The 25,001-nt window shown below is 39.5% G+C and carries 24 protein-coding genes; 7 read left to right on the top strand and 17 right to left on the bottom strand.

The window, feature by feature from the left end; translation table 11 throughout:
- Positions 1-4: 4 nt before the first annotated feature.
- The 8 genes from QMA08_RS02970 to ccoN form a co-directional block, all read right to left on the bottom strand.
- Positions 5-676 (bottom strand): sulfite exporter TauE/SafE family protein, encoded by a 672-nt coding sequence (locus QMA08_RS02970; RefSeq protein WP_290173664.1) that lies wholly within the window; start codon positions 674-676, stop codon positions 5-7.
- A complete protein-coding gene (gene ccoS / locus QMA08_RS02965; RefSeq protein ID WP_002963071.1) occupies positions 669-836 on the bottom strand; it encodes a cbb3-type cytochrome oxidase assembly protein CcoS in 168 nt (55 codons plus the stop codon). Before ccoS ends, QMA08_RS02970 begins: the two co-directional genes overlap by 8 nt.
- A complete protein-coding gene (locus QMA08_RS02960; protein WP_290173663.1) occupies positions 833-3,208 on the bottom strand; it encodes a heavy metal translocating P-type ATPase in 2,376 nt (791 codons plus the stop codon). The genes ccoS and QMA08_RS02960 overlap by 4 nt, the downstream gene beginning before the upstream one ends.
- A gap of 8 nt (positions 3,209-3,216) precedes the next feature.
- A complete protein-coding gene (locus QMA08_RS02955) occupies positions 3,217-3,708 on the bottom strand; it encodes a FixH family protein (RefSeq protein WP_002963075.1) in 492 nt (163 codons plus the stop codon).
- 149 nt (positions 3,709-3,857) lie between these two features.
- Positions 3,858-4,892, bottom strand: a complete 1,035-nt coding sequence (gene ccoP, locus QMA08_RS02950; protein WP_039490091.1) for a cytochrome-c oxidase, cbb3-type subunit III — start codon at positions 4,890-4,892, stop codon at positions 3,858-3,860.
- Positions 4,889-5,074 (bottom strand): CcoQ/FixQ family Cbb3-type cytochrome c oxidase assembly chaperone, encoded by a 186-nt coding sequence (locus tag QMA08_RS02945; RefSeq protein ID WP_024597380.1) that lies wholly within the window; start codon positions 5,072-5,074, stop codon positions 4,889-4,891. The genes ccoP and QMA08_RS02945 overlap by 4 nt, the downstream gene beginning before the upstream one ends.
- A 6-nt stretch (positions 5,075-5,080) precedes the next feature.
- Complete coding sequence (gene ccoO / locus QMA08_RS02940) at positions 5,081-5,755, bottom strand: cytochrome-c oxidase, cbb3-type subunit II (protein WP_024597379.1); 675 nt, start codon at positions 5,753-5,755, stop codon at positions 5,081-5,083.
- Positions 5,756-5,767: 12 nt separating this feature from the next.
- Positions 5,768-7,201 (bottom strand): cytochrome-c oxidase, cbb3-type subunit I, encoded by a 1,434-nt coding sequence (gene ccoN, locus QMA08_RS02935; RefSeq protein ID WP_002961515.1) that lies wholly within the window; start codon positions 7,199-7,201, stop codon positions 5,768-5,770.
- 340 nt (positions 7,202-7,541) lie between these two features.
- On the opposite strand from ccoN, the gene QMA08_RS02930 reads away from it, so the two are divergent.
- The 3 genes from QMA08_RS02930 to QMA08_RS02920 all read left to right on the top strand — a co-directional run bounded on the left by QMA08_RS02930 (position 7,542) and on the right by QMA08_RS02920 (position 12,628).
- Positions 7,542-7,967 carry a hypothetical protein gene (locus QMA08_RS02930; protein ID WP_290173659.1) on the top strand — a complete coding sequence of 142 codons (426 nt, stop codon included), beginning with the start codon at positions 7,542-7,544 and terminating at the stop codon, positions 7,965-7,967.
- A 621-nt stretch (positions 7,968-8,588) separates the two neighbouring features.
- Positions 8,589-11,171: a TonB-dependent receptor gene (locus QMA08_RS02925; protein ID WP_290173657.1), complete on the top strand. Its 2,583-nt coding sequence runs from the start codon at positions 8,589-8,591 to the stop codon at positions 11,169-11,171.
- A gap of 104 nt (positions 11,172-11,275) precedes the next feature.
- Complete coding sequence (locus tag QMA08_RS02920; protein WP_024597376.1) at positions 11,276-12,628, top strand: hypothetical protein; 1,353 nt, start codon at positions 11,276-11,278, stop codon at positions 12,626-12,628.
- Between the two features lie 54 nt (positions 12,629-12,682).
- On the opposite strand, the gene QMA08_RS02915 is transcribed toward QMA08_RS02920, so the two are convergent.
- The 8 genes from QMA08_RS02915 to QMA08_RS02880 all read right to left on the bottom strand — a co-directional run bounded on the left by QMA08_RS02915 (position 12,683) and on the right by QMA08_RS02880 (position 21,574).
- Positions 12,683-12,937 (bottom strand): hypothetical protein, encoded by a 255-nt coding sequence (locus tag QMA08_RS02915; RefSeq protein WP_002961511.1) that lies wholly within the window; start codon positions 12,935-12,937, stop codon positions 12,683-12,685.
- A gap of 19 nt (positions 12,938-12,956) precedes the next feature.
- A complete protein-coding gene (locus QMA08_RS02910; protein WP_138488892.1) occupies positions 12,957-13,793 on the bottom strand; it encodes a peptidoglycan binding protein CsiV in 837 nt (278 codons plus the stop codon).
- Positions 13,793-17,266, bottom strand: coding sequence for a transcription-repair coupling factor (mfd, locus tag QMA08_RS02905; protein ID WP_290173652.1), 3,474 nt, complete (start codon positions 17,264-17,266; stop codon positions 13,793-13,795). The genes QMA08_RS02910 and mfd overlap by 1 nt, the downstream gene beginning before the upstream one ends.
- A 59-nt stretch (positions 17,267-17,325) precedes the next feature.
- The gene (locus tag QMA08_RS02900) at positions 17,326-18,219 is read right to left on the bottom strand and encodes a carbon-nitrogen hydrolase (protein ID WP_290173650.1); all 894 of its coding nucleotides are present in this window, start codon (positions 18,217-18,219) and stop codon (positions 17,326-17,328) included.
- Positions 18,216-19,271, bottom strand: coding sequence for an agmatine deiminase family protein (locus tag QMA08_RS02895; RefSeq protein WP_290173648.1), 1,056 nt, complete (start codon positions 19,269-19,271; stop codon positions 18,216-18,218). The genes QMA08_RS02900 and QMA08_RS02895 overlap by 4 nt, the downstream gene beginning before the upstream one ends.
- A 57-nt stretch (positions 19,272-19,328) precedes the next feature.
- Positions 19,329-19,937 carry a PilZ domain-containing protein gene (locus QMA08_RS02890; protein ID WP_002961502.1) on the bottom strand — a complete coding sequence of 203 codons (609 nt, stop codon included), beginning with the start codon at positions 19,935-19,937 and terminating at the stop codon, positions 19,329-19,331.
- Between the two features lie 219 nt (positions 19,938-20,156).
- Entirely contained in the window at positions 20,157-20,924 is a 768-nt protein-coding gene (locus tag QMA08_RS02885; protein ID WP_039490075.1) for a haloacid dehalogenase type II, read from the bottom strand.
- The gene (locus QMA08_RS02880) at positions 20,924-21,574 is read right to left on the bottom strand and encodes a peroxiredoxin-like family protein (protein ID WP_039490073.1); all 651 of its coding nucleotides are present in this window, start codon (positions 21,572-21,574) and stop codon (positions 20,924-20,926) included. Before QMA08_RS02880 ends, QMA08_RS02885 begins: the two co-directional genes overlap by 1 nt.
- A 122-nt stretch (positions 21,575-21,696) precedes the next feature.
- On the opposite strand from QMA08_RS02880, the gene QMA08_RS02875 reads away from it, so the two are divergent.
- The gene (locus QMA08_RS02875; protein ID WP_002961497.1) at positions 21,697-22,584 is read left to right on the top strand and encodes a LysR family transcriptional regulator; all 888 of its coding nucleotides are present in this window, start codon (positions 21,697-21,699) and stop codon (positions 22,582-22,584) included.
- On the opposite strand, the gene QMA08_RS02870 is transcribed toward QMA08_RS02875, so the two are convergent.
- On the bottom strand, positions 22,564-23,079 hold the full coding sequence (locus tag QMA08_RS02870) for a DUF2937 family protein (protein WP_290173643.1): 516 nt from the start codon (positions 23,077-23,079) through the stop codon (positions 22,564-22,566). The two genes, QMA08_RS02875 and QMA08_RS02870, sit on opposite strands and share 21 nt — an antisense overlap.
- A gap of 52 nt (positions 23,080-23,131) precedes the next feature.
- Between QMA08_RS02870 and QMA08_RS02865 the strand changes: the two genes are divergently transcribed.
- The 3 genes from QMA08_RS02865 to QMA08_RS02855 all read left to right on the top strand — a co-directional run bounded on the left by QMA08_RS02865 (position 23,132) and on the right by QMA08_RS02855 (position 24,995).
- The gene (locus QMA08_RS02865) at positions 23,132-23,254 is read left to right on the top strand and encodes a hypothetical protein (protein ID WP_290173641.1); all 123 of its coding nucleotides are present in this window, start codon (positions 23,132-23,134) and stop codon (positions 23,252-23,254) included.
- A gap of 98 nt (positions 23,255-23,352) precedes the next feature.
- The gene (locus tag QMA08_RS02860; protein ID WP_182725168.1) at positions 23,353-23,919 is read left to right on the top strand and encodes an RNA polymerase sigma factor; all 567 of its coding nucleotides are present in this window, start codon (positions 23,353-23,355) and stop codon (positions 23,917-23,919) included.
- Entirely contained in the window at positions 23,916-24,995 is a 1,080-nt protein-coding gene (locus QMA08_RS02855; protein ID WP_002961493.1) for a FecR domain-containing protein, read from the top strand. Before QMA08_RS02860 ends, QMA08_RS02855 begins: the two co-directional genes overlap by 4 nt.
- Positions 24,996-25,001 lie beyond the last annotated feature (6 nt).

The following is a 25,001-nucleotide window of genomic DNA, read 5'->3' as shown; positions in this document are numbered from 1 at the left end:
TAGCTTATTGTATCAGCTTGTCAGTTGCAATTATCAATAAGTAGATACCATACCAGATTATAACACTGCCCAATACAATTCGGGTCCAAGGGTGGTTAATAATACTATTTAGTTTTTGTGCGGTAACGCCTAACGTGATCATTGCGGGAAAAGTACCCAAAGCAAAACAAAGCATCACTAAAGCACCGTCTAGGGCACTTGGGCTAGTCATCGCCCATGTAAGTGCTGAGTAAACAAGTCCACATGGAAGCCATCCCCACAAAGCACCGTAACCTAGGGCTTTAAAAGGTGAGTTAATAGGCATTAAGTATTTATTTAGCTTAACAATGTGTTGCCACACTAAGGTTTTACCAATTTTTTCTAACCATTGCAACGTAGGGCCCAAGCGCATTATATACACGCCGACTAGGAGCATAAAAATAGCTGCAATGAATGAAAGTGCTAAAGAAAAAGATGTGTTTTGCCTAGCAAATTGGCTGCTAATACCAGCAACAAGTGCACCTGCGGCCATGTAGCTCAGTGCACGCCCGCTATTATAGGCAAATGAATAGGTGAATGTTTTGCGTTTATCACTTGCCAGTTGTAATGAGCTTGCAATACCGCCGCACATGGCAATGCAATGACCGCTACCTATTAGCCCCATTAAAAATGCGCTGGTGTAAAGAGGGTCAATCATTACTTTTGTTATGTTGCTCTTTGTCATCTTCAAACAAAATACTATGACCTTGCTTATTTAAATCCGAAAACTGCTCACTTTTTACGGCCCAGAAAAACACGCCAATAGCAATAATGACAAACAAAATGGCAATGGGGATCAAAATGTAAATTATGCTCATAACTTTAATAGCCTTAGTGAATTACTAATCACAATAATTGAGCTGGCAGACATGCCAATAACAGCCATCCACGGAGCAACTAAGCCCAGTGCTGCCAATGGTAATATGGACGCATTATACAATAAAGACAGCGCAAGGTTTTGCTTAATAATACGTCTGGTTTGTTTTGCCACATTGAGTAAATGATCAATTGAAGCTAAATCGCTATTAAGGAGCACTACATCGGCGCTATTTTTTGATATGTCAGCACCGGTTTCCATTGCAATGGATAAATGCGCACTTGCAAATACAGGGCTGTCGTTTACGCCATCGCCGACCATTGCTACAACTTCATTTTGTGACGCCCATTGTTCAACGGCTGTTTGTTTATCTTGTGGCGAACACCCAGATTGCACACTTTCAAGGTTGAGTTGCTTAGCTACTTTTTGCCCAGCATCTGATGCGTCACCGGTTAACATATGACACGTTAAATTTTGCGATTGAAGTGAGCCTATAAGCTTTTGAGCATCCTTTTTTACTTTATCAATAAAGTAAAAACGAGCAACAACCTGCTTATTTATATATAAGCTTGCTTGTGCATTTGATTTTTTGCTATCAAACCAACCACTTTTACCAATAGCATAATGATTAGTTGCATCTTGTGCGCTAATTCCCAGACCTGGATGCACTTCAACGTTATTAAGATTGTGGTGAGCAGGAGTAATTTCATCAAATGCGCTGGCGATAGGGTGCTCAGAATAACGCTCTAACATAGCTGCCATATCTAGCACTTGCGCTTTTGTGTATTGCTTATCGAGTATATCTACTTCATCAAGGCTAAATTTACCTTGAGTAAGTGTACCTGTTTTATCAAAGGCAAATAACGTAATTTGTGAGAGTGTTTCGAGCACATGCGCTTGTTTTATTAATACGCCTTTACGGGTCAAGGTTGCAACCGCGCATGTAAGTGCGGTTGGTATGGCTAAACTCAGGGCGCATGGGCAGGTAGCAACTAAAACCGAAATGGTGATCCAAAATGCGTGTTCAGGGTCAATTTGGTACCAGCCAATAGCTGTAAGTGAAGCAAATATAAGCAGGCACGCTATAAACCATTGCGCAACTTTATCTGTAATTTCAACTAGTTTAGGGCGTTTAGTTAATGCGTTGTGTTGCAAGCGGATAATTTGATTTAAAAGCGTATTTTGGCCAATTTTATTAATTTTTATTTCAATAACGCCGTCGTGGTTAACGCAACCGGCGTAGACATTGTGGCCGATAAATTTTGTAACGGGTTGGTGTTCGCCCGTCATCATTGATTCATCAACCGTAGTTTTACCCTTTATAAGCTCGCCGTCGGCAGGGATTGTTTCACCCGCTTTAATGAGTACTACGTCATTAAGTTTTAGTTTTTTGGCTGCAATTATAAGTTCTTCACCACTTTCGTTAATGGTGCGGGCTGTTAATGGCAATAATTTTTGTAAGTTGGCAGTAAATTCGCTCGCTTTTAAACGTGCTCTAAATTCAAGATACTTACCTAATAAAAGTAAAAAGGTAAACATGCATACAGATTCAAAATATACTTCGCCGACTTGCATAAATGTGGCGTAACAACTTGCGCCAAACGCACCAAAAATAGCCAGCGATACGGGTAAATCCATATTGAGCTGTTTTGCTTTTAAGCCATTTATGGCGTTGGTTAAAAAGGGCAGTGCGCTATATAAAATAACCGGAGAGGCAAGTACTAAGCTGATCCATCTAAAATACTGCTCAAAATTGCTGTCCATCCCTGAGAACATGCCAAAGTACATGGCAAACGCAAACATCATGACTTGCATGGTCATTAAGCCTGCAACACCTAAGCGGCGAATATAGGCTTTGGCAGTTTGTTGCTTTTGTTGAGCTTCAATATCTGATTGAAATGGGTAGGCTTTATAACCAATTTTGACTAAGGAAGTAATAATTTCACTCAATGGGGTGCTGGTTTTATCCCATTGGATCATCGCGCGGTTGGTGGATGTATTTACATCAACCCGTTTTACAGTCTTTAAGTTTAAGAGTTGTTTTTCGATAAGCCATGCACACGCTGCGCAAGTTATACCTTCAACACTCAACAATACCTCTGAGATATTATCGTTAGTGGCTATAAATTCATCTTGAATGTCTTCGTTGTCATAACTTTTTATAAATGCGAGTTGCTCAGGTACCAGTTGCTCAACCTTGCCTGCGCGAACAGTTCGGTATTTATAATAATCAGTCATACCTTGATCAACAATATTTTGCGCAACTGCTTGGCAGCCAATGCAACACATTGGCTGGGCTATATCGTCAATTATAACGTTTGCGCTAAATCCGTTTGGCACACTTTCAAGGCAATGAAAGCAAGAGTGAGACATAGTAATGATTACTTATAGTTAGGAGTAACTAAAACGGTTTCAGCCGTCGGTAGAACAATGTTTTCTTTTAGTTTCCAGCTGCCATCAATTGGCTCAATAAATACAGAGTATGCACCTGGCGTATACTTATCAAGTAATGCAGTAAATTCTTGATTGGCATTAGGTGTAAGTGTGGCCTCAAAGTCATGCGCTTTAATAGTACGGTGGTAAAACGAAAGTTTTAAAACATGCACGTTGCTACTGTCACCTTTTGTAAACTTAAAGCTTACACGCTCGTTGGTTACATTTAATTCGCCATGTAAATAAAGTGCTTTTGCTTTTTCAAACTTAGTCAGTTCTAAGTTTATTGCTTTGCCTTTTTTGTAGTAGTCGTCAACAACCATATCTGGGCCGTTACCTATTGCTGTAATAAATAAGCTAATACAGCCAATAATGGCAACTAACGGAAAAAAGATTAAAAACCAAGGCCAAAAATTTTTATACCACGGAGTAGGTTGCATAGTGTCTCTAAAATTAGTTTAGGAAGCGTTATTTTATAGGAATTATACGTAAAAGACTAAAAAAAAGCCTCCGACTGGAGGCTTTTTTGATCTGGATTAATCTATTGAATTAAATAAATTAATTTATAAACATTTTATTAACCGCGTGCTTATTTATCTTGCGATAAACTGTAAACGTAGGCTGTTAATAAGTGAATCTTATCTTCACCTAAAATGTCTTTCCAAGCAGGCATTACACCAGCACGGCCGTGGTTAAGTGTTTCTTCAACAGCACGTTGAGAACCACCGTATAACCAAATGTTATCAGTCAGGTTAGGCGCGCCAAATGGTAGGTTATGTGCAACCGACCCTTTACCGTCAGCACCGTGACATGCAGCACACATAGCAAACTTAGCTTTACCTGCGGCAGCATCTTTTTGGTTAACAGTACGGCCAGAAAGGCTCAGCACATGTGCAGTCATTTCTTTAACGCCTTGCTCACCAAGAGCATCGCCCCAAGCTGGCATTGCAGCTATACGACCATTAAGCAGTGTTTCTCTAATTTTGTCTGGTGTACCGCCATATAACCAATCTTTATCAGTTAGGTTAGGGAAGCCGGTTCCACCACGTGCATCAGAGCCATGACATTGCGCACAGTTTTGTGAGAATAAACGCTGACCAATTTCGATGGCTAATTGACCATCTGTTTGTTCATGTTTGTCACCATTTTCTAGAGCAACTTGCTGCGCTGCGTCACCTTCAAACTTAGAATTAACTAAATCTAAAACCGGCACTTGTGCAAGTCGATTAAAAATAGGACCAAAGCGTTCTTCTGCAGCTTCATACTCTTTATCAAGTTTAACAAAACGACCTTCTGCTTTGGCCTCTGCAACTGCTTTTTTAGATTCAGCTAAAGACGTAATACCTTGGTTAGAGCTAGTCCATTTACCTAAACCTTCCCAGTTGCCTAAACCTGGGTAAGCTGCAAGGTAATATACTGACCAAATAAAAGTTGCGAAAAACATGTAAGTCCACCATTTTGGTAGTGGATTATTTAGCTCTTCAATGCCGTCAAATTCATGTCCACAGCTTTCACCTTCTTTTACGCCAGCATAGTTTTTTAAGTTCCAAACTAATAGGCCAAAGATGATGCATAAGCATGCAAGGGTTAATACAATAACCCAAATACTCCAAAAGCTAGTCATTTTTCAGACTCCTTTTCCTCGTTAGAGAGTGTGTTGTTATGTTTTTTTTCATCTTCGAAAATGGCATTAGCAGCGCTATCAAAACGATTTTTGCTACGCTTGCTGTATGCCCATACAACAATCACAATAAACAATACTAAAATTACCAGAGTCAAAATGCCTCTGTATGTTCCGTAATCCATAATAATTTACTTCAAGTGGGTACCAAGTTGCTGTAAATACGCGATTAGAGCTTGGATTTCTGTTGCGCCTTCGCCGTTATTCATAGCGTTAACTTTTTCAACATCAGCTTTAAGTTCTTCGTCGCTGCCATAACCTAGGCCCGGGTGTTTAGGGTTTTCTGGGTTAATAGCAAAAGTATCACGGAAAATTTGTAGTTTTTTCAGAGTCAGGCTTGTATCTACCTTATCCTCTGCTAACCAAGGAAAACCTGGCATATTCGACTCAGGAACCACAGCACGTGGGTCAACTAAGTGAGCATAATGCCAATCGTCCGAGTAACGTTTACCAACGCGAGCAAGGTCAGGACCAGTACGTTTAGAACCCCATTGGAAAGGGTGATCCCATACTGATTCGCCCGCTACAGAGTAGTGACCGTAACGCTCAACTTCATCACGAAAAGGGCGGATCATTTGTGAGTGACAGTTATAACAACCTTCACGTACATATATGTCACGGCCTTCCATTTCTAAAGCATTAAGAGGGCGTAGGCCTTCTACTGGTTTAGTTGTGTCGTCTTGGAACATTAGCGGAGTAATTTCCACTAATGCACCAAAGCTGATAGCAAAAACAGTCAGAATAGCCATAAGGCCAACGTTCTTTTCTACTATTTCATGTTTGTTTTGTGAATTTTTATTGCTCATCATCTCACTCCGTTATGCTAATTGTGCTTGCGCGTCTAACTTCAGAGATTCTTTCTCAGCTGAAATTGTACGGAAAACGTTATAAGCCATAACTAACATGCCTGTTACGATGAATACACCGCCTACAAAACGCATAATGTAGAAAGGATGCGACGCTTCTAAAGACTGCACAAAGCTGTACATTAATGTACCGTCGGCATTTACCGCACGCCACATTAGACCTTGCATTACACCAGAGATCCACATTGCAACAATGTATAAAACAACACCTACAGTGTGTAACCAGAAGTGGGTGTTAACCAATTTAACGCTATACATACGACCTTGCGCAAATAACGCAGGAATTAAGTGGTAAATAGCACCAATTGAAATCATAGCAACCCAACCTAGTGCACCTGAGTGTACGTGGCCGATTGTCCAATCTGTGTAGTGAGATAACGCATTTACAGATTTAATTGCCATCATAGGGCCTTCGAACGTAGACATACCGTAGAAAGACAATGAAACAACTAAGAAGCGTAGTACTGGATCAGTACGCAGTTTATGCCATGCGCCTGATAGGGTCATAATACCGTTAATCATACCACCCCAAGACGGTACGAATAGGATAATAGACATAACCATACCTAAACTTTGCGTCCAATCAGGAAGTGCAGTGTAGTGAAGGTGGTGAGGACCTGCCCAGATGTATAATGAAATTAATGCCCAAAAGTGAACTACCGATAAACGGTATGAGTAAACTGGGCGACCTGCTTGTTTTGGTACAAAGTAATACATCATACCCAAGAAACCAGCAGTTAATAGGAAACCTACAGCGTTATGACCGTACCACCACTGAACCATAGCATCTACCGCACCTGCGTAGATTGAGTATGATTTAGTTAACGACACAGGCACTGCCATGCTGTTTACAATGTGTAGTACTGCAACAGTAATAATAAAACCAGCATAGAACCAGTTAGCAACATAAATGTGCGACACTTTACGCTTGATTAAAGTACCAAAGAATACAATAGCGTAAACAATCCAAACCACAGCGATTAAAATATCGATTGGCCATTCAAGTTCTGCGTATTCTTTTGAGCTAGTAATACCAAGTGGTAATGTAATTACTGCTAATACAATAACTAGCTGCCAGCCCCAAAATGAAAAGGCGGCGAGTTTGTCTGAGAAAAGACGCGTTTGACAAGTACGTTGTACGACGTAATAAGACGTCGCAAACAGTGCACTAGTACCAAATGCGAAAATTACTGCGTTCGTGTGTAACGGACGTAGTCGAGAGTAAGTTAACCATGGTGTATCAAAGTTAAGTGCTGGCCAAGCTAATTGGGCAGCAATCAGAACCCCAATACTCATGCCAACGATGCCCCAAATCACTGTCATAATAGCGAATTGGCGTACAACCTTATAGTTATACTCAGTTTGTGATGCTACTGTTTGGCTCATTTTCTGGCTTCCGCTGCAATAAATGCGTTTAGAAATGAATTACCCACTATTAAAAGTGGGGCCTACTATTTTTCTCAAGCGTGTTACCTAAAACTTTCAATACATGAAAACTTCAGAAAAAAAACTTGAGAAACCCTTATTTTTTGCGGGTGAAATGATAAATTTTTTGGCCTAAAAAAGATAGGTCAATTACATAAAATTATGACATCAATCAAATTTTGTGAGCTTGTTGTTTATTTTTTGATACAGTTTGTGCCTAATTTGGTCTAATAGTAACACTCGGACTTGTTATTTACAGTCACGATTATTAGTATTTGCTTTTCTTTAGTGCGAAATTGTTATGCTTATATATAGGTTAAGTTTATTCACTGTGGTGTTTTTTTTATTAACAGCGTGTGATTTTTCTAAAAATACAGATGAAAAATTTCTTAAAAACGCCCAGTGCGAAGCCAATTTACCGTGTACTTTTTCAAATGATGTTAAAGTATGGTTAAGCGAGAAAAACCTTTCCCCCGAAACCCCATTTACTATCTTTAGTGACTTACCTGCAAACGTTACAATTGAAGATGCCAAGCTTAAAGGCATCACTATGTACATGGGTTACATTCCCCAAAAATTTAAAAAACATAATGATGTTTGGCAAAGTAATACTATGGTTGGTATTTGTTCAGAGCAAAATATGCTTTGGAATTTAGAACTAACCGTTAAAGATAATGCCACCTCTGTAATACAAACACTCAATTACTCATTTTACGTAACGTATTAAAGTTGCGACAACAAACTCTTGTATACAGCTTACATTTTTGATGTGAGTTCGTTTTCTTATACATACGATTATTTGAGTGACAAGATCAATAAAATTGCCTTTTTAGGTTTTAATACTGACAAAACTTCAATAGTGAATAAGTGCTCTCAAAAAGTTCAACTTTAATTACGACTGAATAAAAAATCTAATCAAAAAACCTTCCAAAGAGGCTAAATAAGACTATTTAAGCACCAAGTATGCATAAATATGGTTATTAATTAACATTTAGTTTTGCGGTTTTAATAATGTGCTGTGATTAAGTTGTTAATTTGTCTGTTTTTGGTACATAGTTCAATTAATTACATTTGATTACAAAGTGAATCACTTTGGTTTCAGGTGTGTTTCTAATGTTTCCTTATCTTTTCAAGATGTTGTTTTTAAAGTGTATTTATTAATTAACACTGAAACATAATGTAACCTATGTACCTACTATGGTTATTCCATTTTATTTCTTGATATAAATTGAGCTGCCGTTAAGTTTTCGTTCAGTTAAAGGCGCCTAAGTTGCCCACCTGACTCACTATTCTAATAAAAAGTGAGCATTACCAATAAAGGTAAATTTCCAACAAGTAGGGTTCTTTCATGAAAAAATCAACTCTTGGTTTAGCTGTAATCGCAGCATTTCCAATGTTCTCAAGTGTGCAAGTTCTTGCTGCTGAAGACTCAGCACAAGCAATCGAAAAAATTCAAGTAACGGGTTCTCGCATTAAGCGCGCAGATATGGAAACCGCTAGCCCAGTTACTATTATCGGTGCTGACGATATTGCTGCTTCAGGCGCAGTATCAGTAGATTCTGTACTACAAAAAATGACCGCTACAGGCGGCGCAATGACAAACCCAGGTATCAATAATGGTTCTGGTGGTAATGCATCAATTGATTTACGTGGTTTAGGTTCACAACGTACTTTAGTACTTGTAAACGGCCGCCGTATGATCAACTCAGGTACAGGCGCAGCTTCTACAGTTGATTTAAATACTATCCCAGTATCTATGATCAAGCATATTGAAGTACTTAAAGATGGCGCATCTGCTGTTTATGGTACTGATGCTGTTGCGGGTGTTGTAAATATTATCTTAAAAGATAACTTTGAAGGCCTAGACCTTAATGTTAAATCAGCAATCACTACTGAAGGTGACGCAGATGAAACGTCTTTTGATATTACAATGGGTGGTAACTTCGGTCGTGGTAACGTTGTAATCGGTTTGCAGTATACAGACCGTGGCGATGCTTCTCAGGCTGATCGTAGCTTTTCTGATTGTCCATTAACTGAAGATGGCGATGGCAGTGCTCCATACTGTTCTGGTTCTTCTTATACTCCTAATGGCCATGTTTGGTCAGGTGATGAATCTTTACAAGGTCAAGCTGATAATGGTTGGCACGACTTTGGTACTAGTGATGCTTACAACTATTCGCAATCTAGCTACTTATACACGCCAATGCGTCGTTTAAACCTTACAGGTATTGGTAGTTTTGATTTAACTGATGACACGCGTTTATACTCTGAATTTACATACTCAAAACGTTGGTCAGAGCAGCAATTAGCACCTCAACCAGTATGGTTCGACTTTGACTACGCTGAGTGGATGGGTGATTCTTTAATCGACCAAAATATTAATTACGGTGATGAAGTTTCTTACGGCCGTCGTATGGTTGACACTGGTACACGTGATTCATCTCAAGTAGTTGATACAGTTCGTTCTGTTATCGGTGCTGCAGGTTATTTAGATAACGGTTTAGAGTGGGATACATCAGTAATTTTTGGTCGTAATGACTCAGTAGATCGCTTAAGCAACCTTCACAATATGGGTTCAATTCAAAGCGAAATTGAAGCTGGTAACTTTAACCCACTTTCACAAGCTTCATGGTCAAGCAGTAGATTTAGTGATTATGTTTACACTGAGCAAAACTCAGGCGGCAGTCAATTATTTATGATTACAGCTGCGCTTTCTGGTGAGTTAATGGAAGTACCTGCGGGCTTTGTAGGTTTTGCTGCAGGTCTTGAACGCCGTGAAGAAAAAGCGTGGTACACACCAGATTCGATCACTTCACAAGGTCTTGCAAATGACCCACGCGTTGATGCAACAAGCGGTCGTTTTGATGTAAACGAAGCATACCTTGAGCTGGCTATTCCTTTAGTTGCAGATGCTTATCTTGCACAAAATGTAGAATTAAGCGCTGCGATCCGTGCTTTTGATTACAGCACATTTGGTTCTGATGAAACGTGGAAACTTGGTTTAACTTGGCGTGTAAACGACGAATTAATGCTTCGTGGTGTTCGTTCTACAGCTTTCCGTGCTCCTACAGTCGCTGAGCTATACTCAGGTGATTCTCCATCTTATGAGCAAGTTAGCTTCACCGGTGCACAAGATCAGGCTGAAGTAACCGTTGGTGGTAATGACCAATTAACACCTGAATTAGCTGATACAGTTACCGTTGGTGTAGTTTACGAACCAGAATGGTTTGAAGGTTTCTCAATGACGTTAGATTACTACGACATTGAAATCGAAAACGCTATTGCTACAGTAAACAACCAATACATTGTTGATTCATGTCTTGCAACAGATGGCTCTTTAGCGAATCAATCAACAGCACTTTGTAGTTCAGCAAATATCGATTTTAACCAAAGTACAGGTCGTATCGCGTTTAATAACCAACTACAAAACGTAGGTTATGAGCAAACAAAAGGTTATGACTTAAACTTAAATTACAAATTTGATTTAGCAGACCTTGCTTGGAATACGTCATTAGATGTTACTTACCTTGACGAGTACACTGTTGATGTTATTGAATCAAGCATTGATTACGCTGGTTTAATTACTTCTGGTATAGGTGGTTATGCTGACGTAAAAGCAAACTTTGAGCTAGATGTTAAAGGTGATGCTTGGTCTGCTAACTACAAAGCACGTTACATTGCAGGAATGGATAGCTACAGCTGTTTAGGTAAAGAATCTACATGTTATGCACCAACAACACCATCTGTTGTTTACCATGATGTGAGCGGTTCTTACTTTATCAGTGACATGGTTTCGTTAACTGCGGGTGTAAATAACTTATTCGATAAGCAACCACCATACTACTCAGGTAACAACGATTCTAATACTGACCCGTACACATATGATGTACTTGGCCGTCGTGTATTTGCTGGTGTAAACGTTAAATTTTAACTAGCACATTAATCTTATTAAGGCTCAGTATTTACTGAGCCTTTTTTATTGAACAAAATAAAGGAGACAAGTACACTAAAACGATATTTTAGAAGGAGAACTGATTGTTAAAACAAGATGAAAACTTATCTTTTGTCATTGAACCAGAACTAACTCCTCGTTCTGAACAGCGCATAGATCTGTATTTTTCTATCCCTAATGAAATGGGGATTAATCCGCAAACACTTACCGAAGAATCTTATTTTAATAACCACTTTAAATCACACTTAGCGTATAACGCTAACAATATACATTTGCCTTTAGTGCGAAGCCGTTTTGTTAGTAAAAACAAAGGTGAGCAACAAGATTACCGGCAAAACCTTAATTTATTTTGTTACCAAGTACGTTTAGCCCTTGATGCCGATATAAAAGACGCGTTAAAAATTGATGAAGCCGAAGACTTTTATAAACGTGCTAACGAGGTATATGAGCAAAGCGAAGGGCTTTTAAAAAAGCTGCGTCGCTACACACCAGATGACGAAAAACTACTGCCATTTTTTACCAATGCTGATAACTATTTAAGTTGGCATGTTGAGCAATCTTTTTTAAAGCTTTTAGATGAAGGCCCACGTAGTAGCGATTATGCAAAAGAGCGTAACGATTTACTGCAGTTTTGTAAAAGCGAAAATACGTATCGAGCAGAGAAAAGCTACAACTCTGAAACCACTATGCAAGACGCAAATCGAATAACAAATAAAATGCGCTTGTTACAACGCTTAATTGAGCACGGCGTAATATTACAGCGTCAAACGCGGTTTCTTAACAGCTACCTTAAACGATTAGTTAAAGGCACTGTAACAGCTGTTATCATGGCATTTGTGATGGTTGTGATACTTAATGCCCGCTCAACGTTTACGGAAGTCACCGCGACGCTTATTTTAATTTTAGGGGTTATTTACGGGCTACGTGAAATATTTAAAGAGGATATTACACGTATGATTTGGCGAGCCATTGTACAAGGGCGACCTAAGTGGCGATTTAGTTTTAAAAATAGTATTACCAAAGACAAAGTAGCGAGTCAGTTAATTTGGCTTGAATACATGCGCTTTAAAAAAATACCTAAAGAAGTGAAATCTATTTTTTCAAAACGTCGTCAACAAAATAAACAAGCTGCGCAGTGGTTACACTTTGCAAGTGAGACACGTGTTAGTGCGAAAGAATTTTTGCCCGGCTACGATACACTACAGCACACGCTACAATTTAATCTTGCACCATTTGCACGTTATTTAAAACGTGGTGAAGGGAAGCTATATCATTTAGACAGTAATAAAATTTCTAAGCAGGCTGTAGAAAGGCGTTATCAATTAAACATGGTACTTGTTCTAACTGAGGAAGATAAAACACTCTATCAACGCTATAAAATAACGTTAAATCGCAGTAAAATCGTTAATATTGAGCTTATCTACTCCAAAAAATGAGTTATATTAATTTAAAAAGGGGCTGATACAATCAGCCCCTAATATTTGGTCAGTTTATTTATTAGCTAAGCCATGTTTGCTATATAAAGTTACTTTGTCTGATACTAGTGTGATCTCGATATTTTTTGCTTCATCGCCCCATATACAGTTAGTATGCAGTGTTTTTTCAACACAGTTATCAGCACTGCCTAAAATAGTTTCAACTTCAGTCTTATCCATGCCTACTTTAATTTTTTCATAATTTTCAAGACTTACCTTAGAACAAGCCGCAAGGCTTAATGTAGCTGCGATGATAAGGAGTTTTTTCATTGTTATATCCTACTTAATATTAATGTTTGAATTTTCTGATCTGGACAATCATGCCCATTCGTGGATGGTCAAAGTAATGTACTTCACCACTAATTACACGTCTAAACTGAGAAAAACGGGCTGACTCTATATCGCCGTTTTCTAGCTTTTGGCTAATATCAAAATTAGCTGTTATGTATAAATAATGTCGTAAATGTATTTTAAATAAACCGTCTAGTTCCCATTCTGCTTTTGATTGATCTGGGTCGTTAAATAGCGCCGGTTGTGAATTCAATAAACTTACAAAATCAGGATTTGAATAGCTAGGTGTTACATTGGGTTCATTTTTAAGATGCTTACCCGCTATTAAATGTATGCTTGGGGCGCGTGACTTGCTTGCACCTTCAAAGCGCCAGCCAGTATGTAGAATAGGTGTTAAGCCTTTGCGGTCTAGTTGCCTATACTGCGCTTTGAATTGCAGCTGTTGCGGCGCTAATAAATAGGTTTGCTGCATATCATCTTTAGCGGGTGCTAAAGGCGTTACAGGTAGCTCATCGTAGCTTTGTAGGTAGTTAATACTGTTGTCACATACACCCGATTGCGGGTTTGAATTAACTAATGAATCAGTAAAAGTGCGTTTTTGAAAACGCTCATCGCCATCTATGCAGGCCTGCATTGCTTGTTCAGTGTAAAGAGGGGTCAGTAAGTCTAACGTATTTTTATCTTCGATAGCTTTGTGCTTAAGGCTAAAGTCTTCTTGTAAATACGGGGCAGGGCGCTGTTTAAATACAAGCACCTCAACCTCAAACCAGCGTTCTGCAAATGCAGTGCTGCTAAATAAGCAGCATAAAACAATAAGCGATTTTTTTAGCAACATTAATGGCTAACCTTTTTTTCGAAATCTGCAATCATTGCAGTGACCATTTTTAAGCGTTCGCGGGCATTTGCCTCACTAATTGCAAAGCGCAGTTTATTTGCGCCATCCATTTTGTACACCTTAGGCGCACTTTGTATCAAGCCAATGATGAAGCTAGGGTTAACCTTGGTATCTTGGCTAAACTCAAAGTAACCACCTTTTGGGTTTGCCTCAATTTTAGTTATACCTAAATTACTAGCCTTCATTTTTAATAATTGTAGGCTAAATAGGTTTTTAGCCGCATCAGGTAGTAAACCAAAGCGGTCTATTAGTTCTACCTGAAGTTCATCCATATCATCAAGGTTAGCACAACTTGCAATGCGCTTATACATACCCAAGCGTGCATTAACATCGTGTATGTAGTCATCAGGTAATAATGCAGCCAGCTTTAAATCTACTTCGGTTTGTTTTTGAAGTAGGTTTTCAAGCGTTGGCTCTTTACCTTCACGCAGCGCATTTACTGCTTGTTCGAGCATTTCCATATATAAACTAAAGCCGATGGTTTGCATTTGGCCTGATTGATCATCGCCAAGTAGCTCACCCGCACCACGAATTTCTAAGTCGTGTGTAGCGAGGGCAAAGCCTGCACCTAAATCCTCTAATGATTCAATTGCTTGTAAGCGTTTACTCGCATCTTTAGAAAGCGCTTTAGGATCACCTGTTAGTAAGTAGGCATACGCTTGATGGTGGCTTCGACCAACTCGTCCACGTAATTGGTGTAACTGGGCAAGGCCGAGTTTGTCTGCTCTGTCCATGATAATGGTATTAGCCGTAGGCACATCAATACCGGTTTCGATAATCGTGGTACATACCAGCACGTTGTATTTTTGATGGTAAAAGTCAGTCATTATTTGCTCAAGCTCTTGCTCGCGCATTTGGCCATGGGCTGTAGTCACACTGGCTTCAGGTACCCATTCACTAATTTCTTGTGCAACACGCTCAATAGTTTCTACGTTGTTATGTAAAAAGTAAACTTGGCCACCGCGTTTAATTTCTCGCAGTACCGCTTCGCGTATTAGTTCTACTTCGCGTTGGCGTACAAAAGTTTTAACCGCTAAGCGTTTAGCAGGCGGCGTTGCGATAATTGATAAATCGCGCATGCCGCTCATGGCCATGTTGAGTGTACGCGGTATTGGCGTTGCAGTCAGTGTGAGTATGTCTACATCAGCGCGCAGTGCTTTAATTTTCTCTTTTTGGCGAACACCAAAGCGATGTTCTTCATCAACAATTAATAAGCCTAAATCGTTAAATTTAATGTCTTGCTGAATAAGTTTATGCGTGCCAATAACTATATCGAGCTTACCATTGGCCATTTTTTCAAGTGTGTCTTTTTGCTCTTTAGTGGAGTTAAAGCGCGAAAGCACACCTACTTCAATAGGAAAATCAGCAAAACGGTCTTTAAAGTTTTCATAGTGTTGTTGAGCCAGCAGGGTAGTTGGTACTAAAATGGCTACCTGTTTATCATCGTTAACTGCTACAAAAGCAGCGCGCATGGCCACTTCTGTTTTACCAAAGCCTACGTCACCACACACTAAGCGGTCCATGGCTTGTTTTGATTGCATATCACCTAATACGGCTTCAATGGCGTTGCGCTGATCGTCTGTTTCTTCAAACGGGAAGCTATCGCTAAATTGACGATATGCAGGGGCGTCTAGAGTAAATTTATTACCAGGCTTTGCTTGGCGCTGAGCATAAATGTCGAGTAATTCAGCGGCGACATCGCGAACTTTTTCAGCCGCACGTTTTTTTGCTTTTTCCCATGCATCTGAGCCAAGCTTATGCAGCGGGGCGCTGGCTTCTTCACCGCCAGAGTAACGACTAAGCATATGCAATGCAGATACTGGCACGTAAAGTTTAGCTTCACTTGCGTAAGTAATTGTTACAAATTCAGTAACTACACCTGCAGCATCAATTGTTTGCAACCCCTGATAACGGCCAACACCATGATCGAGATGCACAACAGGTTGACCTTCTTTAAGCTCGGCTAAATTACGGATTAGCGCATCTTGGCTGGCTTCGTACTTGTGCTTGCGGCGTCTGCGCTGAGATACTTTTATGCCAAGTAGTTCTTGCTCGGTAATAATGGAAAGGCTTGGTTTAGTGCCAAGTACTACACTTTGCTCGAGCGGGCTTACTATTAAGCCTACATCACTTGCACTTTTTATAAATTGTTCGAGTGTTTCAAATTCTTTAAATTTTAAACCGCTTGGCTTTAAAATGCTCAGCAATGATTCGCGACGACCGTCCGATTCAACACTGAGTAATATGCGGCCTTTTTTCTTTTTTTGCTCTGCTACATAATTTATAAACGCGCCATAAGGTTCATGCTGTTTATGATCAATTCGAATGGCTGGCAGCTCGCTAACGCTTAAGTTTTTATTACCTGCTTTAGTGCCAAGCTTTGCAAGGGATAATCTAATACGTGCAAAATTGCCTAAATTAGAAAATAGCTCTTCAATTGGCTGATAAAGCGCATTAGGTTCAAGTAATGGGCGAAGTGGGTCAACTCTGCGGTTTTCATAGCGTACATTTACATCGTGCCAAAAGTTATCTGCCGCGTGCTCTAAATCACCCAGCTGCATAACGGTTGTTGTATCTGGCAGGTAGTCAAAAATAGTCGCGAGCTTTTCAAAAAATAATGGCATGTAGTATTCAATACCTGCAGGCCAGTTACCTTTGCTTACTTGCATGTATACTGAATCTTGCTGCGAGCTTGCGCCAAATTTTTCACGGTAGCTTATTCTAAAACGTTCAATATCAGCGTCGTTAGTAGGAAATTCATGCGCTGGAAGTAGCTCAATTTTATCTACTTTTTCATCAGAGCGCTGTGTTTCTACATCAAATAAGCGAATGGTATCGAGTTCGTCATCAAAAAAGTCGAGTCTAAATGGGTGTGGGCTACCCATTGGGTATAAGTCAACGATTGAGCCGCGTATAGCATATTCGCCGTGCTCCATTACTTGTTGAACATTTAAATAACCAGCTTGCTCTAAGTTATCACGAAAGTTATGAGTGTCTAGTTTGTCGCCTACTTTAAAGTTTATTGTTGAACCGTAAATAAATGAGGCCGGGGCTGTGCGCAACATTAAAGTAGATACAGGCACAATTAACACACTTTGTTGTTCTTTTTTTAAGGTGTTTAAAGTGGCCAAACGGGCTGAAATAATATCTTGATGGGGAGAAAAATGATCGTATGGCAGAGTTTCCCAATCAGGAAATACCATGACTGGGTTATCGGGTAATAAATATTCTAATTCTGTTTCAAGGCGCAGTGCACTTGGTGTATCAGGCGTAACAATTAAGACTAAGTTATCTTGTTGTTTAACGCCTTCAGCAATAGCAATACTTAAACCACTTCCGCTTAGCTGGCCCCATTGAATTTTATCTTTATGAGATTTTACCCAAGGCAAGGCTGCCCATTGCTCAAACGCCATTTATTACTCCATTTATAGTTGGCTCTTAGCAAGTAAGAGCCATCTTGAGTTAAGGTTACTTAGTCTCGGTATATTTTTGTTAGGTCTTTATAGTGATCAATTCTTCGGTCACGTAAGAAAGGCCAGATACGTCTTACGTTTTCTGAGCGTTTTTGATCAATTTCTACTACTAAAATTTGCTCATCAGTATTATTAGCCTCTGCTAATAGTTCACCTTGTGGGCCTGCAATAAACGAATTGCCCCAAAACGAAATACCTTCGCTTTGCTCACTAGGGTCACTTTCATGGCCAACGCGGTTACAGCTAATTACCGGCACGCCATTGGCAACAGCATGGGCACGCTGGCTAATAACCCACGCATCTTTTTGACGAGTTTGCTCAGCCGAATCGTCGTTAGGATCCCAACCGATAGCGGTTGGGTAAATTAATACCTCAGCGCCAGCCATTGCCATTAAACGTGCAGCTTCAGGAAACCATTGATCCCAACATACTAGCACGCCTAATTTACCCACAGAGGTTTGAATAGGCTCAAAACCGATATCACCTGGGGTAAAGTAAAATTTTTCGTAAAAACCTGGATCATCAGGAATATGCATTTTGCGGTATTTACCTGCAATACTGCCGTCTTGCTCTAATACAACCGCAGTATTGTGATAAAGGCCCGTAGCGCGTTTTTCAAATAAAGACGCGACAATAACAATGCTTAGCTCTTTAGCAAGCTCACCTAAGGCATTACTGCTAGGGCCTGGAATGGTTTCGGCTAAATCAAATACGTCAACATTTTCGGTTTGGCAAAAATAGAGGCTTCGGTGTAGCTCTTGGAGTACAACCAGTTTTGCACCTTTTTGAGCGGCTTCACGAATGGCACTTATTGATTTTGCCATATTGTCCTGAGCGTTATCGGTATTGCTTTGTTGCACTAACGCAACGGTTAATTTTGCAGGGCTTGTCATTGTGCTGCTCCAGCTAAAAATCCACGAGGTAATTGCATTGTAATACAGTGCAGGCTGCCAAATTGTTCAATAATTGGTTGGCAATTTACGCCAATAATAGTGTGTTGTGGGTATGCTTTTTGAACTTGCGCAAGAGCACGCTCATCATTGGCATCATTATACGTTGGCACAAGCACAGCATTATTAATAATTAAGTAGTTAGCGTAGGTAGCCGGTAAGCGTGTTTGCTCATCGTCGAAAGCGGCTTTTGGCCACGGTAACTCAATTAAGTTATATGGGGTGTTATCGGCAGTTTTAAAGGTTTTTAGTTGTTTTTCCATCGCATCAAGTGCGCTAAAGTGCTCATCAGTTTTATCGTCACACTGCACATATACAAGGGTATTATTTGGTGCAAAACGCACTAAGGTATCAATGTGGCTGTCGGTGTCATCGCCCGCTAAATAGCCATGTTCAACCCATAAAAAACTCGTCGCGCCTAAGTGCTCTTTCAAAAGTGCTTCAATATCATTTGGGTTTAAATCAGGGTTACGGTTTTTATTAAGCAAACATTCGCTGGTTGTTAGCAACACACCGTGCTCGTTTATTTCAATACCGCCACCTTCAAGTACCATATCGAGCGCTTGATATTGGTTGTTTGTGCTACTTAGCTCTTTTACCAAAGTACGATTAATTTGATTGTCTAATGCGCTTTCAAACTTATTGCCCCAACCATTAAAAGTAAAATCATATACTTTTAGTTGCTCTGGTGAATCAATTGCGGCGCAAGTAAGCGGACCATGATCGCGCGCCCATGTATCGTTAGTAGGCGTTACTACAAAATGAACACGATTAAGAGAGACGTTAGCACTATTTAGTAATGCTGTAATATGCACTTTTAAGGCACTGTTATGCGCCACAATAACAAGCTGTTGCTGCGTTGTTATATGTTTAGCAAGTTCTATATATACAGGTTCTACACGCGCTAAGTTGTCGGCCCAATCGGTGTCTTTGTGAGGCCATGTAAGCATAACAGCGTCTTGCTCGGCCCATTCTGGTAAAAGTCTAAAGTTCATGAATTTTATATACTAATTAAGATGGCGCTAGTTTAGCATTTTACATAAAGATGTCAGCTAATTATCACTGTTTAGGTCGCCTTGGTTTTGATCAAGTTCTTGACGTTTTTTAAGTTGGCGGGTTTGAGCATGTAAACTCGCTCTAACAATAAGTTCTTGGTCTGTGGTTCTAATTGCGGTAAAGAGCATAGTGTATTGGTAGTGTTCGCTATCTTGTTTTTCTACTGCCACAACTTCGGTGTAACAATAAACCGCAGAGGCCTCGTGGTGCAAAAACAGTTTGGTTCTAAATGCTTGGCCAATTGAGTGTACTTCGGGTGATGTAAAACGAATACCGCCACCGCCGTAGCTATCACATTGTATTGCGTTATCTTGGGCTTGTTCTGAGGCCAAAATATGGCTCATTATTAAATCTATTTTACGTGACTGCGCTTGTAAAAAAGTAGCTAGCTCTTGTGCTATATCGCCTAAGTTACGCAGTGGGCGTAACGAGCTTTGCTCAAGCTCACTTACTTCATTTGCTAATCTAAATAGTGGGGGAATGTCGTCTTCAAGCTCAAGCTGCGATTTAGGAACTTGTCCGTTTGATACGGGGAATAAATTTACTCTTATACTTTCATTAATTTGAAAGTACTGCTCAAACTCACCTAATCTTTCACTATTCATTATGTTCTCCACCACGTATTTATTTAATAGTAGCGTTGTGAGTACTAAATTGCTAGCAGATAAAATAACGCATAGCGGGCTAAATGCTTTGTTTACATTCAATTTTTAACATACTGATTATGAAAATAAATACACTAAGACATATTAGGAGTAGTTACAAAAAAGCGGCCAATGTCATCCTAACATTGGCCGCTTGGGTATTGATTCATCAGCGTGTACTTATTTAAGTAGAGCGGCTAATTCATGTAAATCTTTCACAACATGATCTGGTTTTTTAGCTAATGGGTAAAGTGCTTTACCTGGGCGTGCTATAAAAGTGGTTTGTAAGCCAGCTTCTTTTGCACCAGCAACATCCCAGCCATGGGCTGCAACCATCATTGCTTCATTTGGTGCTACGTTTAGCTTTTTAAGTACCCACTCATACGCACGTAAGTCTGGTTTGTAAATTTTAATATCTTCAATGCTGTAACGCGCATCAAAGTAAGACATTAAACCAGCGCTTTCAAACTGTGCCTTTACACCTTTGTTTGAAGAATTTGTAAGGCTTACTAACTTATAGCCCTGTGCTTTGAGTTTTGCCAGTCCTTCTTTAACATCGCTGTGTGGAGGAAGCGTTAAAAGAGGCGTAACAATAGCTGTTTTAGCTTGTTCACTTGTAATATCAATGTTGTTGTTTTGAGCAACCATAAGAAGTGACGCCACACCGATTTGCCCAAAGTCGTGATAACTACCGCTTACAGTATCTACTAATGAATGGTGCAGCATAGTTGAAAACCACAGTGGTAATAAATCTTCACGTCCGCCTAGCGCTTTACCAATAGAGGTACGCATTGACGTTAAATCAAGTAGGGTTTCGTTTACATCAAAAATAAGCACTTTAGGTTTTGCTTGTTCTTTTGGTCCATCAGCGACTGCATAACCAGATACAAGGCTTGTGCCCACAAGTAGTGAAAGAGTAAGTGTTTTTAACGATTTTAAAATAGACATTAATTATTCTCCGATTCAAGTGCTGTCATAACATCAATAGGTTCTGCGCGTAGGGTGTAATCTTCGCTTAAAAATGCGTATGTAATTACACCTTCTTGGTTTATCACATAGGTGGCCGGTAGCGGTAATTTAAAGCTTTTATCGCCGTAGTAGTGTTCAAAATCAATACCAAATTGTGTGTATAACGCTTGAATACGCTCATCAAGTGTAAACAATAAACCAAATTGCTCAGCTACTTTATTGCTCACATCGCAAAGCACGTCAAATTCAAGGTCGTTTTTTTGTGCAGTTGAGAGAGTTTCATCAGGTAGTTGTGGTGATATTGCGACTAACTGAGCACTTTGAGTTTTAAATTGTGGTAAGTAGTCGTTAAGTGCTTTTAGCTCTAAATTACAATATGGGCACCAGCCACCACGGTAAAAACTAATGATTACCGGGCCTTTTTTTAATAAATCTGCAAGCTCAATGTTTTCGCCGTTATGGTTGGCTAAGCTAAAGTTTTCTACTTTTTGACCAATTTGCAATGCATTGTCTTTAATATGCTGTGCAATTAGCTCTTCGTTTGTAGTGTTCATTAGTGCCAAAACGTCAGCCGGCAATTTGGCATCTTTTTGTACGTTATAGGCATCTATTTGCGCTTTTAAACTCATGATTGAACCTCAATAATTAGACTATTTGCAATTATAGTGTTTTATATATTTAAATAAACATTGCAATACTGAAAGCTTCATTCGAAAATATTAAACATTGAAAAGTGCACAATGGCATCTTTATGTATAATTTAAGCGACCTAGAAACATTTATAGCTGTAGTTGAAAATAAGGGCGTACTTGCTGCTGCCCGCGAGCAGCGTTTATCGCCTGCAACGGTGAGCCATCGCTTAAGTAAACTAGAGCGTGAGCTTGCTACAGTACTTGTTTTTAGAGATAGCAGGCGAGTACGGTTATCTCCCGCAGGTGAAATATTTTATACGCGTGTGGGGGCTATAATAGAAGCTCTACACGATGCTGAGCATAGTATTGGCGCGCGTAGCTCATCGGTGAGTGGTTTACTACGCGTGACCATGCCGCCTTGGGTTTTTTCAAAATACGTAATGCCTAAACTCAATGAGTTTGAGCAAGCTTACCCTGAACTAAAGCTTGATTTTTTAATAACGGATCATTTTGTAAATGTGGTTGATGACGCGCAAGATGTTGCAATTAGGGTGGGAAAATTAAATGACTCAGGATTACTTTCTCGTAAAATCGTAAACAATAGTCGCATACTGTGTGCAGCCCCTAGCTATATAGAAAAGTACGGCATGCCTGAAAATTTAACGCAATTGAGTGAACATTATTGGGTTTGCCTGCCGTGGCAACGCCAGTTAAAGCTTTTTGACGAACACAAAAAAATACATACCTTTAATGCTAAAACTCGTTTTACTATTTCAAACTCCGATAATATGACACAAGCTGCTATTGCAGGTCATGGTATTGCTATTAAGTCAAAAATAGCGATTAATGAAGATCTTAAAAACGGTATTTTGGTTGAAGTTATGCCAGGGGTAATGGCACAAGATGATGCACCGGTTTGGTTTTTACGTCCGCAAAATAGTTTAACAACCCGCAAAACTGATGTATTTTATGATTTTATGAAATCACTATTTTTGAGCTGCGAATAAGTGTTTAAATGAGCGTTTTACTCCAGTTAAAAATAAATAACCAGTAAGCTCTGCAAGCAAGGCAACAATTATGGCTGCAACAATGGCGGCTATAATAGAGTCTTTTTTCAAAATGATTTGACCTTCAAAGCGTTGCCATACTTGTTGCTTTATATCGCTCATGCCACTGATCATAGTAAATATATACGGAGATTTTTCAAACCTATTTACGGCTATCTGTGAATCTTGCTGTCGCTCGTAAAGAGTACTGATATTACTTGCCCCTTTGTTCACAATTTCATCATCAATATTTTGATAGTGTTTTATTAGCTTATTTAAATCATTATTGAAATACTTAGCTGCATCGCTTTTAAAAGGCGCAACGGCATTATTAGCTTCAATTAATTGGGCTGATAGTGCTTGGCCAAAATCGCTTACAAATGCAGGAATTTGCACTCCAAGTAGTAAACCGAATGCAAAGAAACTAAGTCGGATATAATCTAAAAGTTTACTCATTTATCTTCCTATGCATTTAAATAACCCAGAATTAACATTTGGGCTTGTTTTTATGTCAAAAACTCGTAATCTAATGGGGCGTGTTGACCTTTGTGGATTGAACCCAACGGGCAGCGCATGTTTGGCATTTATGCTGCGTTATCACCTATTTATGGGGAGTAACCACACTACATAGGCTCTGCCTTGCCTAAATACCAAACGTACTGCTGCAAATTCAACCACGAAAGGCCAACACGCCCTAATAATAAAAATAACAACAGGTGGATGTTAAGGATGACGAAAAAAGTAAAGTTCACGTCAACATTTGTTGATATTTCTAAACAGCTCAAACGTTTTGTATCGCGCATTGTTCAACCCGACGATGTAGAAGATATTGTGCAAGAAACTTTTGTAAAAAGCTATGAAGCTGATTTAAAACAAGACATCCAGTTTACCCGCAGTTATATGCTAAAAACAGCAAAACATCTAGCACTCAACCATATAGCTAAGTGGGACAATAAATTTAATGATTCGTTAGAAAACGATAACGAATTGCCCGTATTACTCAAATCAATGAAGCTCGAAGACGAATACACATCTAAAGAGCGTTTTTTACTTTTTTGTAGAGCTACTGAGCAACTAAGCTCATCGATTCGTAAATGCTTTATATTAAAAAAAGTTTACGGTATGAGCCAAAAAGAGATAGCAGACCAAATGCAGTTAAGCCAAAGCACTGTTGAAAAACACATTGCCAAAGGGTTGTTACAAACCATGTTGTACATGCGTGAACATGAGCAAATCCCTCAAACGAACCCTAAAGCTCAGGCACATCCTATATCAGTTAAGAGGGTCGCAGAATGAGTAATGTTCATCAATTTAATTCAAAAGACTTAATCTTAGAAAAGTCATGTGATTGGATAAGCGCGATTGATCGTGGTTTAACTGATGATGAAAAAGAGCAATTTAAATTATGGATGATGCAAAGCACCGCACATCAAGACTCTATATACGAGCTTGCTCAGCTTTGGGATGAGCTTTCAGTATTAAACGAATTAAGTCATTTATTTCCTCAGCGAAACAATACTAAAACATCAAAAAACAAGTGGATGTTTTCTTACTCAATTGCAGCGAGCTTATTTGCAGCGTTAATGGTATGCAGCTACTTATTAATTAACTTAGAAAATGGCTACAACCAAGAGCTTGCAAAAGTTAATTACACTAAAATTTACAAAACAAAAGTAGGTGAGCAAGCAACGTATGTATTGCCAGACGGCACCATAGTGCAGCTTAATACTAATAGCTTACTAGAAGTTGCTTATAGCAAGGGCCGCAGGCAGTTATTACTTAGTCGTGGGGAAGGGCGCTTTAATGTAGCAAAAGATGCCACGCGTCCATTTAGTGTTATGGCTGGTGATAAAAGTTTTACCGCGTTAGGCACGGTATTTAATGTACAACGCAATACTTCATCAGATTTAGAACTGGTGGTTACTGAAGGCAAAGTGATGATCACCGACCCAAGTGTAGCGGTTGATGCAAATGACTTTAAAGATTATCAACTTGCAGATAATAGCACGCAAAAAATTCGTCAAATTAATGCCAATATTGTTACCTCAGGCGAAAAAGCAGTTATTGAGCAAAGTGTTACAAAGCCAATTACGCAGCTTTCAATGAACGACGTACAGCGCGATTTGGCATGGCAAAACGGTATGCTTATTTTTAATGGAGAAGAGCTAAGCGATGCTTTAAATGAAGTAAGCCGCTATACAGCCACACGTTTTGAGCTTTCATCAGCTGAGCTTGCCAGTATTAAAGTGGCTGGAGTATTTAAAGCCGGTGACGTTGAAGGTTTACTAGAAAGTTTACAAACTAACTTTTCGATTGATCATGAGCGTTTAGGTGAGCATGTAGTAACGCTAAAACACCATACAGAATCATAAGTAGAC

This window comes from Pseudoalteromonas sp. APC 3355, assembly GCF_030407615.1.
GTDB lineage: Bacteria > Pseudomonadota > Gammaproteobacteria > Enterobacterales > Alteromonadaceae > Pseudoalteromonas > Pseudoalteromonas distincta.
This window is presented reverse-complemented; position numbering and strand designations above follow the sequence as displayed.